This window comes from Streptomyces sp. ID05-26A (assembly GCF_033794685.1).
In the GTDB taxonomy this organism is placed as follows: Bacteria; Actinomycetota; Actinomycetes; order Mycobacteriales; family Pseudonocardiaceae; genus Lentzea.
Window position 1 is genome coordinate 172,587 of record NZ_JARAYZ010000001.1, and the last position, 16,062, is coordinate 188,648.

Sequence of the window (16,062 nt, forward strand, 5' to 3'; positions counted from 1 at the left end):
GACGGGGTACCCGAACTCCATAGGGAGGTAATACAGCTATGGGATTCGACGAGTTGAAGAACAAGGCCAAGGACCTGGTCGGCCAGCACGGTGACAAGGTCGACGACGGTGTCGAGCGCGCGGGGCAGTTCGCCGACGACAAGACCGGCGGCAAGCACAGCGAGCACATCGACAAGGGCGAGGACAAGCTCAAGGAAGGCCTTCGCAACTTCGGCGGCCAGCAACAGCAGTAGGAGACCTACTCAGAGTGGGTTCCTGAGGCGGCACAGGCGACTGGTTCGCGTGTGGGTTACGCCTGCTCGGATTCACTTCCGCGATCCCGGCGACACGGTTACCGTCGTTCGCCGGGATCGCGGAGGTGAAGGTGGATCCGAGCGGGGTGACGAGGGCGGCACGGCTGACCGCTTTGGCCGCGTTGTGCCTGGTCACCGTCGTACTTCTGCTCCCGGCCGCCATCAGCGTCAGCACCGGCGGGGCCGTGCCGGGGTTCATCGGCGAGTTCGGCCGGTGGTTGTGGCCCGCGGTGGGCGCGATGGTGCTCGTCGCGGTCGGTCTCGCGATCTGGGAACGCTTCCGGGGCCACGAGACCAGCAACCGCACCGCTGCCCTCGCGCGGGTCGAGTCGCGGGTGAAATCGCTGATCGCCGCCTCGCTGGCGGCCCAGACGCAGATCAAGCTGGGTGTCCTCAAGCAGCCCCGGCTGTCCGTGCGGGTCGAGGGTGAAGAGGTCTCCTCGACGGACCTGGAGGCCGTCTACGACCGCCTCGGCCAGACCATGGTCCTGATCGGACCGGTCGGCAGCGGGCGGTCGACGTTGCTGCGCGAACTGTGCCTGGCACTGGTCGAAAGGGCACGCAACGATCCGGAGGCACCGATCCCGGTCGTCGTGGACCTGGCGACGTGGCGGGCGTACGGCGCGCGCAAGCCGACCGAGTTCACCGCCTGGCTCCTGCGCGAGATGAACCGCCGCTACGGCATCAGCCGCTCGGCCGGCACGATCTGGCTTCGCCGCGAGCGGGTGGCCGTGCTCATCGACGGCCTGGACGAGGTGCCGCGCGTCGACCGCGCGCACTGCGAGTCCGAACTCGCGCCGTTCGCGTCGGTCGTGGCCTCGACAGGACCGATCGAGAACCTGCCGTCGGTGGTCGTCGAGCCGTTGTCACGCGGTCAGGTCCTCGAGTACATCGCGTCGGTCAGCCCTCGGCTCGACAGCCTGGAATCAGCCCTGACCCCGGAGATCTGGGAGCGGCTGGACTCGCCACTGGCGTTGAACCTGCTGGCGCTGACGCATCTCGACAAGCAGGTCGACACGATCGGCACCGACTTCGTGGGCTCCTTCGTCGTAGAACGGCTTTCCGGCCAACGCGGCGCAGGGCCCACCATTCGCGCGTTGAAGTTCCTCGCACGGTTGGGGCGGCCTGACCTCGGCGCACCCGTGCACATGCCTCACCGCCGTGCGTGGCTTCCGCTGCTGCCGACACGTCCTCTGTGGTTGCTGTTCGTGCGCGCGGTGCCTGCGGCCTATGCAGGTGGTGTGTGTGCCGTGGCGTTCATGACGGGTCTGCGCCTCGGGTTGTGGCCTGCCGCGATGTTCGTGGTCGCCGCTTCTTCTTTGCTCGTGCTCGTGAACAAACTGCCCCGCGTCTTCCACCCGCCTGGACGCGCGCACGGCATCGTGACTGCCGTGCTGGGATTCCTGGCCGGTGTGTTCGCGGGACTGCTGGTCGGGCTCGCGGGTTTGTGGCTGGGCGACATCGGTACGCCGTGGCCGTACGCCGTCGCGTACGTGTTCGTAGTGGTGGCGTCGTTCTTCTTGGCGTTGGGCTTCATACCGGGTGACGCACCCGTGCCGTGGGCGTTGCTGATCGCCGCCACCCCCGGCGTCTCGATGATCTGGACCGGTCCCTACGCGGTGCTGACGGGCATGGGGGTCGGCTTCTCAGCAGGCGTGGCGGGCGGAATTTTCGCTGCCGCCGTGGGACGTGTGTGGCGCACGGTGCGTCCGGGACAACAGCAACGCATGCGACAAGGACGCCCGTGGTGGGTGCAGCCGGTCGTCCCGGTCCTCGGCACGGTCGGTCTGCTGGGTGGGATCGGCTCGCTCGGCTCCTGGGGCACGGCACTGGGAGTGGCACTGGGTTTGCTGGTGACACCCACCGCCGCCCGCGACTACGTGTGGCCGTTCGACGCGCTCGCCGAAGTCGCCGCCGAGGCGGTGACGCGCCCCCTGTCGCTGGGCGAGTTGTCGTTCCGCCGCAAGGCTTTGCTCCACCTCGCGCAGGACCGGCTGCTGCTCACCCGAGTGGACGGTGAGTACCGTTTCGCGCACGTCGCACTGCGCGATCACCTCGCGTCGTGCGACCCGACGGCGCTGGTCCGGGCCACGCGCCGTTGAACCTTCCCGTTCTGCGGGCCGTACGGCCTGACAGAAAGGTCGGGTGTTGTGCATGCGCTGGTCGAAGGGCTGGATCGCGGCCGCCGGGGTTTTTTCGGTCGTCGCGGCCATCGGGGGTACGGCCTTCGCTCTCGCCGGATCCGGTGCCTCCTCGTCGCAGCCGGGGGTCGCGGGCAAAGAGGTGTGCGGCGGGCAGCAGGTGAAGACGACGAACGCCAAGGGGCCGGCGACCGTGCTGTCGGACAAGTTCCCGGTCGGCACCTTGTTGCGCGTCACCAATCCCGGGAACGGACGGGTGATCACCGTGACCGTGACCGGGAAGTCGACCGGTTGCGCGGTGCTGAACACCGCGGCGCTCGATTCGCTGTGGTCCGCCGACACCGGTGAAGGCGGAGTGGACAGCGTTCTCAAGCGCATCCGGGTGGAGATCGTCGGGAACGCACCGGCGCCGACGACCACCACCCGCACCTCCACGGCACGGGTGCGGGCTTCCGGCACAGTCGGTCAGGTCGTCTGCGACGGTGCGACCGTCGGGTTGTCGGCCGTCGGCGGGGCGCCCGGCGCGTTCTCGGCGCAGCTTCCGATCGGGACCTCGGTGCGGGTGACCAACCTGGACAACGGGAAGCAGATGACCGTCCCGATCGTCGGCGTCGGGACGGGCTGCGTCGTGCTGAACAGCGCCGCCTTCGAGTTCCTCGGAGAGTCCGGCAAGAACCTGATCAAGCGCGCCCAGATCGAGATGGTGACCTGACCGAGCCGGTCACCAGTCCATCGGCTCGTCCGGCTCCTCCGGCTCCGGCCACTCCTCTGCCGCCGCGCCCGAACCCCAGGCCGCGCCACCTGTGTTCGTCGTCCTGGACTTCGGCCTGGGGGCCTCCGCGGGGACCGGTGCCGCTGCGGGACCGCCGGCCGCCACCACCTCCAGGATCTGCTCGCCGTACTTCGTGAGCTTGGCCTGGCCGACACCGCTGACCGCGCCCAGAGCCGCGAGCGAACCGGGCCGTGACGCCGCGATGGACTTCAGCGTGGCGTCGTGGAAGATCACATAAGCGGGCATGCCCTGCTCACGGGCCTGGGTGGCACGCCACTCGCGCAACGCCTCGAAGAGCGGGCCCGCGTCGGCCGGGAGGTCGACCTTCACCTTGGCCGCGCCGGACAAGGAGGACGCCGTGCGCGTCGTCGAGCGGACGGGCGTCGGGTCCTTGCGCATCTTCACTTCGCGCTTGCGGCCGAGAACCTCGGCGCTCGCCTCGGTGAGCACCAGTGTCGAGTACTCGCCCTCGACGGCCAGCAGGCCCTGCGCGAGCAACTGGCGGACCACGCCGCGCCACTCGCCCTCGGCCAGGTCCTCGCCGATGCCGAACGTGCTGAGCTGGTCGTGGTCGAACTGGATGACCTTGGCGGTCTTGCGGCCCAGCAGGATGTCGATGGCCTGCCCGGCCCCGAACTTCTGGTTCCGCTCCTTGCGCAGGCGGTAGACCGTGGAGAGGACCTTCTGCGCGGCCACCGTGCCGTCCCACGACTCGGGCGGGCTCAGGCAGGTGTCGCAGTTGCCGCACGGGACGCCGGACTCGTTGAAGTACTCCAGCAGCCTGGTGCGGCGGCACGAGACCGTCTCGCAGAGGGCGAGCATCGCGTCGAGGTGCGCCTGCGACCGGCGGCGGAACGCCAGATCGCCTTCCGACGACTCGATCATCTTGCGCTGCTGCACCACGTCCTGCAGGCCGTAGGCGAGCCAGGCGGTGGACGGGAGGCCGTCGCGGCCCGCGCGCCCCGTCTCCTGGTAGTAGCCCTCGACCGACTTCGGCAGGTCGAGGTGGGCGACGAAGCGGACGTCCGGCTTGTCGATGCCCATGCCGAACGCGATGGTCGCGACCATGACCAGCCCGTCCTCGCGCAGGAACCGGGCCTGGTTGCGCTGGCGGACCGACCCGTCGAGACCCGCGTGGTAAGGCAGCGCGGGGATCCCGTTCGCCACCAGGAACTCCGCCGTCTTCTCCACCGACGCGCGGGACAGGCAGTAGACGATGCCCGCGTCGCCGGGGTGCTCACCGCGCAGCAGGTCCAGCAGCTGCTTCTTCGGCTCCTTCTTGCCGACGATGCGGTACTGGATGTTCGGCCGGTCGAAGCTGGAGACGAACTGACGCCCCTCGCCCAGCTCCAGGCGTGTGAGGATCTCCTTGCGGGTCGCCTCCGTGGCCGTGGCGGTGAGCGCGATGCGCGGCACCTTCGGCCAGCGTTCGTGCAGGTGCGTGAGCGAGAGGTAGTCGGGCCGGAAGTCGTGGCCCCACTGGGAGACGCAGTGCGCCTCGTCGATCGCGAACAGCGCGATCTCACCCTGCTCCAGCAGGCGCAGCGTCGCCTCGGACGTCAGCCGCTCCGGCGCCAGGTAGAGCAGGTCGAGCTCGCCGTTGACGAACTCGGCCTCGACCATCCGCCGTTCGTCCCACGACAGCGACGAGTTCAGGAAGCCCGCGCGCACGCCGAGGGCACGCAGCGCGTCCACCTGGTCCTGCATCAGCGCGATGAGCGGGGAGATCACCACGCCCGTGCCGGGCCGCACCAGGGCGGGCACCTGATAACACAGGGACTTGCCACCGCCGGTCGGCATGAGCACGAGCGCGTCGCCACCCGCGATCACGTGCTCGACGATGGCGGCCTGGTCGCCGCGGAACTCGGGGTACCCGAAGACGCGCTGCAGGACCTGCAGCGCGTCTCCGTGCTCGGTTGAACCCATGGCGCCGATGCTAGCGAGCAGCACCGACAGTCCGGAGTGCTAGCCCAGCTCGCTCTTCGTACCAGCGGAAACGCTGCCGGCGACCAGCGGGGCGGACGACGCGGCCGGCACCGAGCCCTTCAGCGGGATCCGCACCGACGTGTCCGCCAGGTCGACGGTCAGCCTCGGCAGCTGGCTCGGCCGCACGATCGCGGTCGAGTCGGTACCACCGATCACCAGGCCGAGCCGGTGCCCCGCCTTGAGGAGATGGTCCGTTGTGGACAGTCGGAACGTCATCCGGTACTTGGTCCCCGGCGTGATCGTGCGCGGCGTCGAGAGAGACTGGTAGTTCGCGAGATCCGCCCAGCCACGGGCGATGATCTGCGCGTCCACGTTGCCCGTCGTCGCCTCCGTGTTGCGGTAACAGGCGTCATCGCCCGTACGGCTCTCGCCCCAGCACGACTCCGTGGTCAGGGTCCGGATGCCCTCGCCGGTCCGCACCGTCGCCGGTCCGTAGTCGACCAGGTACGCCGTGAGGTGCGCGGTCGGCGTGGACGACGACACCCCCACCGTGATCGAGGACGTACCCGCGACGCGCAGGTCCGAGGTCAGCGGGGCCGTCGAGTAGATCGCCCTGCCGGTGTTCGAGCCGGAGAGCCAGTTCGTCGGCGTGCCGCTGCCGTTGTCGGTGAACGCCGACGTGCCGGTGCCTGGCGTCGTGCCGAGTCCCGAAGAAGAAGGACGCAGCACGGTGCTGACGGTGCCGGCAGGCGGCCACGTCTGGTCGTCCGCCCACTGGTTGGGCGCGCGTTCCGCCGACACCTGCGCTTCGTTCTCGATGCCGTTCTGGACGTTGAGCAGCCAGCGGTCGAACCACCGGTGCAGCGTCGGGACCCACTCGCTGCGCCGGAAGTCGAACGGGTCGACGTGCGCGGTCTGCGAGAACCACAGCTTCTTCGGGACCGTCGAGGGCACCGCGTCCCAGAACTGCCCGTACTGCAGCGTCTTCACGTTGAGGTCGTTCAGACCGTGGATCGCGAAGATCGAAGCCTTCACCTTCGACGCGTTGCGCACGAAGTCCCGTGTCTGCCACATCGACGTGTAGTCGCCGTTGGCGGGAGAACCGTTCGTCATCTGCGAGCGCACGGCACCACACCGCGAGCGCGCGTTGGAGTTCTCGAACTGCGACCCGAGCCCGGTCGGCGAGCTGTAGCCGGGGTACGCGACGCCGTCCGAGCGGAACCAGTCGTACCAGGAGCTGATGGCCGCGATCGGCACGATGGTCTTCAGCCCGTCGATGCCGGTCGACGCGACGCCGTTCGCGATCGAGCCGTCCCACGACTTGCCGATCATGCCGACGGCACCGGTCGACCAGGAGGCCGACTTGGTGGCGGAGCCGGTCAGGGTCGAGTAACCGGTGCGCCGGCCGTTCAGCCAGTCGATGACGGCGGTGCCGGAGGCGATCTCCGACTGACCGCCCACGTCGACGCAGCCGCGCGAGCGGTTGGAGCCGAGGAAGTCGACCAGCACGACGGCGTAGCCGCGCGGGACGAAGTAGTTGTCGTAGAAGAGCGGGAACTTGACCGGCACCCCGGCGGAGTCGTAGGTCTTGACCTCGCTCTCGTTGCCGCGCCCGGCGCTCTGGTAGTAGGGACTGGCGTCCATGATCACGGGCACGCGCCCGGTCGTGGACGGCCTGATGACGTCGGCCGCCACCCGGTCGCGGGTGCCGTCGCCGTCGAGGTCGAGCCCGGAGTCGACGTACACCGTCTCGCGGACCGCGTCGGCCATCGAGTGGATCGGCGCGGTCACACCGCCGGACAGGCTGAACGCTGGTGTCGCCGCTGTGGCAGGGATTGGCGTCAGGGTCAGGGCCCCTGCTAACGCCACTACAACACGAACACGCTTCATGAAGATTCACGCTAAGGAGTGACGAAGTCGCCCCGTCAGAGCCGAAAGGCTTGACCCTCTGCTGTTGCGCCGTGCGGTTCTCTCACGAATATTCGTCACTCGTGAGCTTCACCTTCGAACCCGGCCGCACCCGCGTCGTCTTCGGCCGCGGCACCGTCACCTCCGTGCGCGCGGAGGCCGAGCGGCTCGGTGCGACGCGGGTGCTGCTGATCGCCCGGCACGGCGGCGACAGGGTGGCGGCCGAACTCGGCTCGCTGCTCGCCACCCGGTTCACCGGCGCGGCCATGCACACGCCGGTCGAGGTCACGGAGCGCGCGCTCGCGTCGTTACGCGAACACGGAGCGGACTGCATCGTGTCAGTCGGCGGCGGGTCGAGCACGGGGTTGTCGAAAGCGCTCTCGGTGCGTGCGGACGTACCGCAGATCATCGTCCCGACGACCTACGCGGGTTCCGAGGTCACCCAGGTGCTCGGCGAGACGTCGTCAGGGCTGAAGAAGACGCGGCGCGACCCGGCGATCCAGCCGGACACGGTGATCTACGACGTCGACCTCACGCTGGACCTGCCGCTCGACGTCACGGTGACGAGCGCGCTCAACTCTCTCGCGCACGCGGTCGCAGCGCGCGGCAACGAGAACCCCTTGATCGACGCCATCGCGACCAAGGCGATCGAGGGCGTTTTGCACGCTTTGAGCGGAAATCCCTCCACTGTGGACAACCGAACCGCTCTGCTGTCCTCGGCGTGGCTCGCCGGCACCTGCCTCGCGTCCGTCCCCATGGGACTGCACCACAAGCTCGCGCACGTTCTGGGCGGTACGTTCGGATTGCCGCATGCCGCCACCCACACCGCGTTGCTCCCCCACACCGCGCCCGCCGACCTGACCCGGCGGATCCACGACACGGCCACGCGATTCGGCGCGGCGACCTCGTTGCGCGAACTGGGGATGGCGGAGTCCGATTTGTACCGTGCCGCGGAGATCGCCGAGCACCCGGACGCGCTGCGGGTGCTCACGAACGCCTGGCGCGACGCATCATCCGACTGATGGGTTGTCATTCTTAAGGCTGATGTTCACGGCTCTGAACTCAGACGAACCTCCGATGTGCTTCCTGAAGACTTCCTGAAGCATCGGAGGCATGCTCAGCCCGTTGGATCTGTCTCTGATAAACGGACCGATCCCCACGGCCGCGACAGTGGCGGCCGCACTCGCTCTCACGTACCTGGCGATCCGGAAGAACCGGACCTGGTGGGTCCGCGTGCTGCCGATCGCCGTGCTCGCGTGCGCGCTCGTGGTGACCGGGCTGGTGCTGCTCATCGACCACGTGTGGAAGCCGTGGCCGGAGCCCTTGCCGACGATCCTGGTGGTCTGGCTGGGCGCGGCCCTCGTCGCCCTGACGCTCGCGGCCGTCAGGCTGCGCTCAGGTCGATGGTACGGCCGGGTGTTCGGTGTGCTCCTCGCTCTGGGCGTGACGATGAGCGCGGCGGTCGCCACGAACGCCCACTTCGCGCAGTACCCCACCACGCGCGCGGTGCTGGACGTGTTCCGCAACGACCACGTCGACCTGAACGCCGCCGCTCCCCCGCCCTCCGCGTTCGTCGACGTGCCCGCCGGCAAGACGCTCGCCGACGTCTGGAAGCGGCCCGTGGACCTGCCGGACAAGGGCACGGTCTCCGAGTCGGAGATCCCCGGCGCGTTCAAGGCGCGGCCGGCGTGGATCTACCTGCCTCCCGCGTACAACACGACCCCGCGCCCGAAACTGCCCGTCATCGTGCTGATGGCGGGCCAGCCGGGCAGTCCGCGCGACTGGTTCGACGGTGGCCGCCTCCTCGACAACCTGGACGCGTACGCACGGCAGCACGACGGGATCGCGCCGATCGTCGTGGTGGTCGACCAACTCGGCACGTCCACCGCGAACCCGGTGTGCTTCGACTCGAAGCTGGGGCAGGTCGAGACGTACCTGGCACGCGACGTGCCCGCGTGGATCAAGCAACGGCTGAGCGTCGACGAACGCCGTGAGGCGTGGACCATCTCGGGCTTCTCACAAGGTGCCACGTGCTCGTTGCAACTGGCCGTGCGCGCGCCGGACGTGTACGGCAACTTCATCGCCCTCGCCCCTCAGCACGAGCCCACCCTGGGCACGCGGCAGGAGACGGTGCAGACGGCTTTCGGCGGCGACGAGGCCGCGTTCCACCGGGTCAACCCGATGGACGTCCTCACGCGCCAGCGTTTCCCGCAGACCGCAGGCGTGGTCGTCGCCGGACGCGACGACGCCGCTTACCGCAACGCGGACGCCGAGTTGTTCGAGGCGTGCCGCAAGGCCGGAATGGACGTGCAGTGGAAAGAACTGCCGCACAGCCACGACTGGAACATGGCCCGGGAGGGCCTCTTCGGGTCGCTGCCGTGGCTCGCGCAGCGAACAGGGCTGGGCAGATGACCGCCCGGCTGTTCCGCACCGCACCGCTGACGTGCTCGTTCCTGATCGCCTTCTGGACGGCCGGAGCGCTGACCGGGGCGATCGGCGGTGCGAGCGACGACCTGCTCGCGCGCACCGGGTTCGGCACCGGCAGTCCGTGGTGGACGGTCCTCACCTCGGCGCTGTGGTCGATGGACCTGCTGGGGTACGCCGCGACCACCGTGCTGCTGCTCGTGGCCGGGCCGCTCGCGGAACGCACGTTCGGCGCGCTGAGGACCGCGGGGATCTTCCTGGCCTCGCACGTGGTCGGCTCGTTCCTCGGGCTCGGACTGGTGATGATCGGCCGTGACCTGCACTGGGGCTGGCTCGAGTCGCTCGTGGGCGAGGTGGCGGCGGGGCCGTCGACCGGCGGCGTGGGCCTGGTGCTCGCGCTGACGTTCCGGATGCCGCCCCTGTGGAGGCGTCGCGTCCGGCTGATGATGATCTTGTCGGTGCTGGTCCTCACCCTGTACTCGGGTTGGCTGGAAGACCTGCTCCGACTGTCCGGTGGCGTGGCCGGGTTGCTGATCGGAGCGTTGCTCCTCAAGAGCGGGCCGGTGCACAAGGCGCGTTCGCTGCAGGAGACGCGGGTGCTGGTGGCGCTGCTGCTCGCGGCTTCGGCGCTCGGGCCGGTGGTGTCGATGATGTCGCCGTACCCGAACGGGCCGCTGTGGTGGTTCGCCGACGTCGTGGCGGTCGCCCAGCCGTCGCAGGAGGACGTCGACGCGATGTGCTCCTCGGACGCGGTCGAGCTGTGCCGGACGATGGTGGTCCAGCTGTCGTACGGGCGGTTCCCCGCGCTCGTGATGTCGTTGCTGCCGGCGTTGCTGTTGCTGGTGCTGGCGGAAGGGCTGCGGCGCGGGCGGCGGTTCGCGTGGCGGGCGGCGCTCGTGTTCAACGTGGCTTTCGCGGCGTTCATCGGTTCGTACGTCGTGTACGTCGCGCAGTTCCCGGACGCGAGCGTGCTGGAACTGTCGGTCTCGTTCGGTGTGCCGATGCTGGCGCCGCTCGCGATCATCGTGGTGCTGTTGCTGACGCGCGGGCATTTCGACGTGCGTCTGCCTCGGCGTGCCGTCGTGAAGTTCTGGCGGTTCACGGCGATCAGCGTCGCGTCGCTGTCGGCGCTGTACGTCTTCGGCGGGTACCTGGTCCGCGACCAGTTCACGCCGGAGCCGGGGTTCGGTGCGCTGCTCGCGGACCTGCCGACGCGGTTCCTGCCGCCCGGCTACCTCGACCTGGTGCCGTTGCGGTTCTCGGCCGAGGGGTTCGTCGGCACGCTGCTGATCGAGTACACGGGCGTGGTGTTCTGGCTGATCGTGCTGGCCGGGCTGCTGATGGCGTCGTGGCGGACGTGGCCGTCCTCGTGCGAGGAGTCGGCTGCGCACGCCCGCGAGCTGATGCGGCGCCACGGCGGTTCGTCGTTGTCGTACATGACGACGTGGCGCGGCAACCAGTACTGGTTCACGCCGGACGGCGAGACGGCCATCGCGTACCGCGTGGTGGCGACCATCGCGCTGACGGTCGGCGATCCGATCGGCCCGGCGCGGGTGGACGCCGTGCGCGGGTTCGCGGAGTTCTGCGCGCAGAACGGCTGGACGCCGTGCCTCTACAGCGTGGGCGCGGAGACGCGCGCCGCGGTGGAGGGGCTCGGCTGGTCCGCGGTGCAGGTCGCCGAGGACACGATGATCGAGCTCGACCAGCTGAGCTTCACCGGCAAGAAGTGGCAGGACGTGCGCACGGCGTTCAACAAGGCCGCCAAGGCCGGGATCACCGCCGAGTGGTGCACCTACGCCGACGCGCCGTACGCGATCACGGACCAGATCCGGTCGATCTCGGCGGAGTGGGTGGCGGACAAAGGGCTGCCCGAGATGGGTTTCACTCTGGGAGGCCTGGAGGAACTGACCGGTGACGGGGTCCGCTGCCTGCTGGCGGTGGACGAGGACCGGACGGTGCACGGCATCACGAGCTGGCTGCCCGTGTACGAGGGCGGCGAGGTCGTCGGGTGGACGCTCGACTTCATGCGCCGCCGTTCGCACGGCTTCCGCGGCTCGATGGAGTTCCTGATCGCCTCGGCGGCACAACAGCTGCAGGCCGAGGGAGCGCGGTTCCTGAGCCTGTCCGGGGCACCGCTCGCCCGGCTCGACCGCGGTGAACGACCGCGGGCGTTGCAGCGCGTCCTGGACTTCACCGGGCAGGTGCTGGAGCCGGTGTACGGGTTCCGCTCGCTGTTCGCGTTCAAGGCGAAGTTCCAGCCGACGTACCAGCCGATGTTCATGGTGTACCCGGACTCGGCGGCACTGCCGCGCATCGCGAACGCGGTGAGCCGCGCGTACCTGCCGCACCTCAACGCGCGTCAGGGGCTCAAGCTCGCGAGCAAGATGATCATCCGGACGCGCGAGCGCGTGACCACGCAGGGCGGAACTCGCTAGCGGTCCGGAGTCTCGCACCGCGCACCACCCACCACCTTCTGGGTCACGCCGCTAGACCGAAAGGGTGGTGAGGTGATGCTCGTCATCACACTCCCACGCTACTAGGCGAGGATGCGCCGATGACCGTGCGGGGCACTCTGCCTGCCCAGACCACGACGTTCATCGGCCGCGCCGGGGTGCTCGCGGACACCGAGGCACTCCTGCGGCGCTCCCGCCTGGTCACGCTCACGGGCCCTGGCGGCGCGGGCAAGTCCCGGATCGCCGTGGAGACCGGGCGCGCGCTGGCGGACGCGTTCCAGCACGGCGCGTGGCGGGTGCGGCTCGCGGACCTGAAGGACCCGGCTGCGCTGGTCCGCACCGTCACCTCCGAGCTCCGGATCGTCGACAACTCGCCGGAGGCCGGGCTCGGCAGGCTCATGGAGTCGTTGCACGACAAGCACTTGCTGCTCGTCCTGGACGGCTGCGAGCACCTGCTGGAGGCGGTCCGGCACCTCGTGCACCACCTGCTGCGCGACTGCGAGGGGCTGACGATCCTCGCGACCTCGCGGGAACCACTCGGCGTCTACGGCGAGCAGCAGTCACCGGTGGGTCCGCTGAGCGTGGACGAGGCCGTGGAGCTGTTCCTGGATCGGGCAGAGGCGGCCGGATCGACCGACGCCGCGCTGTGCCGGGCCGTCGAACGGTTGCCGCTCGCGATCGAACTGCTGGCCGCGGCGCCCGCGGACGAGGTGCCGCACCAGCCCGAGCCCGCCACGCTGGAGCAGGTGCTCGAGTGGGCGGCGCGGCGGTGCACGGACGAGGAACGGCGGCTGTGGGCGCGGCTGTCGGTGTTCCCGGCGGACTTCGGCCTCGCCGCCGCCGAGGCCGTGGCGGACGCGGACGTGCTGAAACCGTTGTCCGCGTTGGCTCTCAAGTCGATCGTGTCGACGACGACGAGCCCGATCACCGGTGAGACGCGTTATCGGCTGCTGGACACCGTCTCCCAGTTCGGGGCGCGGCTGCTGGGCGACGCGGACGACCCGTCGCGCCGCTATGCCGTGCACTACAGCGAGTTCGTGAACGAGGCCGCCGACTCGTGGTTCTCGCCGGACGAAGCGTTGTGGATGGGCAGGTTGTGGGAGGAGTGGCCGAACGTCCGCGCTGCCGCCGGGTACGCGCTGCGGACTCCTGAACTCGCCGCGACCGGCGCCGCCGTGGCGATGAACGTGCAGCGGGCGCGCTTCACGTCGTTCGCGGGGATGCTCGGGCAGGCGTCGGACCTGCTCGCGGCCGCTCGCGAGGTGATCACCGAGGCGCCGCTGCGGACGTCGTTGCTGGCACACGGCGCGTACATGGCGCAGGTGCGTGGCGACGCGGCAGCAGCGTTCCTGCTGATGTCCGAGGCACGCGCGTTACCGCGGTTACCGATCACCGACGAGCACCTCGTTCTTGCCGAGGCCACGCATCTCTTCTTCGTCGAGGGCTCACCGGACTGCGTGCCCTTGTACGCGCACATCGTCGAACAGTGTCGTCAGTGCGCGTCTCCGGGCGACACCTACATCGCCGAACTGATGCACGCGATGGCCACGTGTTTCCTGCTCGACGCCGAGGCCGCCGACAAGGCCACGACGGCGTTGGCCAGGCAGGCGGAGAGCAACGGCGTGAGCTGGTCGCACGCCTGGGGACTGTGGCATCGCGGCCTCTACGAACTGCTGCACGGCGACCCGGCGCAGGTGCATCCGCTGGTGATCGAGGCGTTGCGGATCCAGCTGAAGCTCGGCGACACGTGGAGTGCCCCGTTCAGCCTGTGGCTGCTCGCCTGCACGTGCGCCGAACTCGGGGCCCTGGACCGCGCGGCACGGCTGCTCGGCGCGCTGCGGTCGCAGGAACGGATCTCGCGGATCTCGTTCGGCGGCATGAGCCCGTTCCACCGGCTGCTGGACCGCGCCGACCGGACCGTCCGCCGCTCGCTCGGCGACGACTACCAGGTGATCACGACGCTCGGTGCGGACCTGCGGCCCGAGCAGGCGATGGCGTTCGCGCTCGAACCGGTGCCGGATTCCGAACGCCGGCCGGCGAGGCCGCTGCTGCCCGGCGGCCTGACCCGGCAGGAGTTCACCATCGCCGGACTGGTCGCGGAGGGGTACACGTCGAAGCAGATCGGGGCACGGCTGTACATCTCACCGCGCACCGCGGACCGCCACGTGGTCAACATCCGGGTGAAGCTCGGCCTGCCGAGCAGGGGCGCGCTCGCGGCCTGGCACCGCACGGCCTCCGGCGAGCGTTAACGCGCCTCGAACGCCAGCTTCAGTCCCAGCGCGACGAACACGGACGCCGTCAGCCGGTCCAGCAAAGCCCGCTGGCGCAACAGGAACGCCCGTGCGTGCCCGGCCACCACGATCAGGACCGGCAGCCACACCAGGCCGAGCCCGAGGTGGATCGCGACGAGCACCGCACCCCACGCGGGTTCACCGGCGGGCATGAACTGCGGCAGCAGCGACAGGTAGAAGACGCCGACCTTGGGGTTCAGCAGGTTCGTCAACAGCCCCACGCGCAACGACGCCCCGGCGCCCGGAACCGGACGTGAGTCTTCGAGCGACACCGCCTTGCGCGAGAGCCACAACGCCTTGACGCCCAGGTAGATCAGGTACCCGGCGCCGAGCCAGCGAACGACGTCGTAGGCCAGTTCGGACGCCTGCAACAACGCGGTGAGGCCAGCGAGGCTCGCCACCGCCCACACCAGACACCCGAGCGTGATGCCGAGGACCACGCCCATCGCCGCGCGCTTGCCGCTCAGCAACGCCGTGCGCAACACCATCACCGTGTCCAGGCCGGGCGTGAGGACGGTGAGCAGCGCGACGAGCGAGAAGCTCAGGAGTGCGGCGGTCGGCATGCGCACATCACATCACACGTCAGCGCGCGTCCGCCGCCGTTTTCAAGCCGAACGCGATCAGCGCCGAAGCGGACAGCCGGTCCAGCAGAAGCCGTTGCCGCAGCAGGAAAGCACGGGCCCGGCCGGCCGCCGTGATCAGGATCGGGAACCACACCAGCCCGATGCCGAGGTGGACGGCCACGAGCACCGCGCCCCACGCGGGCTGGCCGACCGGCAGGAACTGCGGCAGCAACGAGATGTAGAAGACACCCGGCTTGGGGTTGAGCAGGTTCGTGAGCAGCCCGACCCGGACGGCCGCGCGCACCGACGGCACCGGTGCGGGTTCGTCGATCTCGACCGGCCGCCTCGACTTCCACAACGCGGTGACACCCAGGTAGACCAGGTAGCCCGCGCCGAGCCAGCGGACGATGTCGTAGGCCAGTTCGGACGCCTGCAACAACGCCGTCAGCCCCACAAGTCCCGCGGCCGCCCACACCAGACACCCCAGCGTGCTGCCCACCACGACGCCCATCGCGGTGCGGCGGCCGACCAGCAAGGCCGTCCGCAGCACCAGCAACGTCTCCAGGCCCGGCGTGACGACCGTGAGCAGCGCGACGAACGTGAAGCTCAGGAGCGCGGTGGTCGACATGACGCCATGAGAACACGGAAAGCCAGCGCCACCAGAAGATTTAACACGCCTGACACGTTCGGCTAGCGGTACCAGGCCCGCACGCCGATGCGTCCGGTGCTGCCGAGGTCGATGAGAATGCCGCTCTCCGGCGACGTCGCCACCAGCGGCCGCCAAGCGTCGCCCGGCACGGCCGCGATGTCGACGTGCTTGCCGACCAACGGCGGATCGGCCGACGCGTGCGTGTTCCGCCACACGAACGCGCTCTTCGCGGTCTCCCCCGGCAGCACGGTGATCGGCTGCGGCGCGTCGTCGAACCCTTCGACCGCCGCGATGCCACCAGACCCTTCGAGGACAGCGATGTCCAACTGCCCATGCTGCGCGTCGAGCACCTTCACCTGCGGATAACCGTTGAGCTGCAACGGTTCGCTGCCGCAGTTGGTCACCCTCACCGACATCACGCGCAGCCCCGTCGCCGCGCCCGTTCCGCCCGTGGTGAAGCGCAAACCGTTGTCGCACAACGGCTCTTCCGCCGCCTGCGAACCTGTTGCGCTCGCGACCAAGCCGGCGAGCACGGCGACCATGACGAGAATTCTGCCCCCAGATCCCATGTGGCCGATGGTGCCACAGGTCGTGGATCTTGCGGCGAAACCTTCACAACCGGAGCGACGCCCGCTTGTGAAG

General features: G+C 69.5%; 12 protein-coding genes. 7 read left to right on the forward strand and 5 right to left on the reverse strand.

Annotated features, from left to right (window positions below; genetic code table 11):
* The first annotated feature begins 38 nt into the window (after nucleotides 1-38).
* The 3 genes from PV646_RS00880 to PV646_RS00890 all read left to right on the forward strand — a co-directional run bounded on the left by PV646_RS00880 (nucleotide 39) and on the right by PV646_RS00890 (nucleotide 3,146).
* On the forward strand, nucleotides 39-233 hold the full coding sequence (locus PV646_RS00880) for an antitoxin (RefSeq protein WP_090067680.1): 195 nt from the start codon (nucleotides 39-41) through the stop codon (nucleotides 231-233).
* A gap of 125 nt (nucleotides 234-358) precedes the next feature.
* Entirely contained in the window at nucleotides 359-2,395 is a 2,037-nt protein-coding gene (locus PV646_RS00885) for an NACHT domain-containing protein (protein WP_500339524.1), read from the forward strand.
* Between the two features lie 52 nt (nucleotides 2,396-2,447).
* On the forward strand, nucleotides 2,448-3,146 hold the full coding sequence (locus PV646_RS00890; RefSeq protein WP_500339525.1) for a hypothetical protein: 699 nt from the start codon (nucleotides 2,448-2,450) through the stop codon (nucleotides 3,144-3,146).
* 9 nt (nucleotides 3,147-3,155) lie between these two features.
* Here the strand turns inward: PV646_RS00890 and recQ are convergent, their stop codons facing one another.
* Both recQ and PV646_RS00900 read right to left on the reverse strand, forming a co-directional pair.
* Entirely contained in the window at nucleotides 3,156-5,132 is a 1,977-nt protein-coding gene (gene recQ / locus PV646_RS00895; protein ID WP_500339526.1) for a DNA helicase RecQ, read from the reverse strand.
* A 39-nt stretch (nucleotides 5,133-5,171) separates the two neighbouring features.
* Nucleotides 5,172-7,022 (reverse strand): Xaa-Pro dipeptidyl-peptidase, encoded by a 1,851-nt coding sequence (locus PV646_RS00900; protein WP_500339527.1) that lies wholly within the window; start codon nucleotides 7,020-7,022, stop codon nucleotides 5,172-5,174.
* A gap of 101 nt (nucleotides 7,023-7,123) precedes the next feature.
* Between PV646_RS00900 and PV646_RS00905 the strand changes: the two genes are divergently transcribed.
* The 4 genes from PV646_RS00905 (at nucleotide 7,124) to PV646_RS00920 (ending at nucleotide 14,166) form a co-directional block, all read left to right on the forward strand.
* Nucleotides 7,124-8,062 (forward strand): maleylacetate reductase, encoded by a 939-nt coding sequence (locus PV646_RS00905; RefSeq protein WP_500339528.1) that lies wholly within the window; start codon nucleotides 7,124-7,126, stop codon nucleotides 8,060-8,062.
* Between the two features lie 91 nt (nucleotides 8,063-8,153).
* Entirely contained in the window at nucleotides 8,154-9,452 is a 1,299-nt protein-coding gene (locus PV646_RS00910; RefSeq protein WP_500339529.1) for an alpha/beta hydrolase, read from the forward strand.
* Nucleotides 9,449-11,899 carry a bifunctional lysylphosphatidylglycerol flippase/synthetase MprF gene (locus PV646_RS00915; protein WP_500339530.1) on the forward strand — a complete coding sequence of 817 codons (2,451 nt, stop codon included), beginning with the start codon at nucleotides 9,449-9,451 and terminating at the stop codon, nucleotides 11,897-11,899. The genes PV646_RS00910 and PV646_RS00915 overlap by 4 nt, the downstream gene beginning before the upstream one ends.
* A gap of 119 nt (nucleotides 11,900-12,018) precedes the next feature.
* Nucleotides 12,019-14,166 (forward strand): ATP-binding protein, encoded by a 2,148-nt coding sequence (locus PV646_RS00920; protein ID WP_500339531.1) that lies wholly within the window; start codon nucleotides 12,019-12,021, stop codon nucleotides 14,164-14,166.
* Here the strand turns inward: PV646_RS00920 and PV646_RS00925 are convergent.
* The 3 genes from PV646_RS00925 to PV646_RS00935 all read right to left on the reverse strand — a co-directional run bounded on the left by PV646_RS00925 (nucleotide 14,163) and on the right by PV646_RS00935 (nucleotide 15,989).
* On the reverse strand, nucleotides 14,163-14,771 hold the full coding sequence (locus tag PV646_RS00925) for a LysE family translocator (RefSeq protein ID WP_500339532.1): 609 nt from the start codon (nucleotides 14,769-14,771) through the stop codon (nucleotides 14,163-14,165). The genes PV646_RS00920 and PV646_RS00925 overlap by 4 nt on opposite strands.
* 19 nt (nucleotides 14,772-14,790) lie before the next feature.
* A complete protein-coding gene (locus tag PV646_RS00930; protein ID WP_500339533.1) occupies nucleotides 14,791-15,399 on the reverse strand; it encodes a LysE family translocator in 609 nt (202 codons plus the stop codon).
* Between the two features lie 62 nt (nucleotides 15,400-15,461).
* Nucleotides 15,462-15,989, reverse strand: a complete 528-nt coding sequence (locus PV646_RS00935; RefSeq protein WP_500339534.1) for a DUF4232 domain-containing protein — start codon at nucleotides 15,987-15,989, stop codon at nucleotides 15,462-15,464.
* Nucleotides 15,990-16,062 lie beyond the last annotated feature (73 nt).